This window comes from Pseudomonas sp. P7758, from assembly GCF_013386485.1.
Taxonomy (GTDB): domain Bacteria; phylum Pseudomonadota; class Gammaproteobacteria; order Pseudomonadales; family Pseudomonadaceae; genus Aquipseudomonas.
The window spans coordinates 1-347 of sequence record NZ_JACARS010000252.1 but is presented as its reverse complement, the minus strand read 5'-3'; the positions used below and the strand labels follow the sequence as shown (position 1 = coordinate 347).

General features: G+C 61.7%; 2 pseudogenes. Both read left to right on the top strand.

The features are described 5' to 3' along the window. Nucleotides 1-192: pseudogene (locus tag HX873_RS31280) on the top strand (acetyl-coenzyme A synthetase); the annotation flags it as partial. Between the two features lie 6 nt (nucleotides 193-198). Further along, nucleotides 199-347, top strand: a pseudogene (locus HX873_RS31275) (histidine kinase); the annotation flags it as partial.

Sequence of the window (347 nt, the reverse complement as noted above, 5' to 3'; positions counted from 1 at the left end):
GAAATCGGCAGCTTCGCCAAGCCCGAGCTGATTCAATGGGCGCCGGCCTTGCCGAAAACCCGCTCAGGCAAGATCATGCGGCGGATCCTGCGCAAGATTGCCTGCAACGAACTGGACAGCCTGGGGGATACGTCCACCCTCGCCGACCCGAGCGTGGTGGACGGCCTGATCGACAAGCGCCTCAACCGATAGGAACCCATGGAATTCATTCGCAGCCGCATCGAAAACCAGCTGATGAGCCTGACCGGCTTGTCGCTGGGCCAACTCGACCTGGAGAACCCCAAGGGCGATCCGGGTCTCTTTGGGCCGAACTCGGTGAGCTGGAAGGTCCATGGCGACTTCAGCAG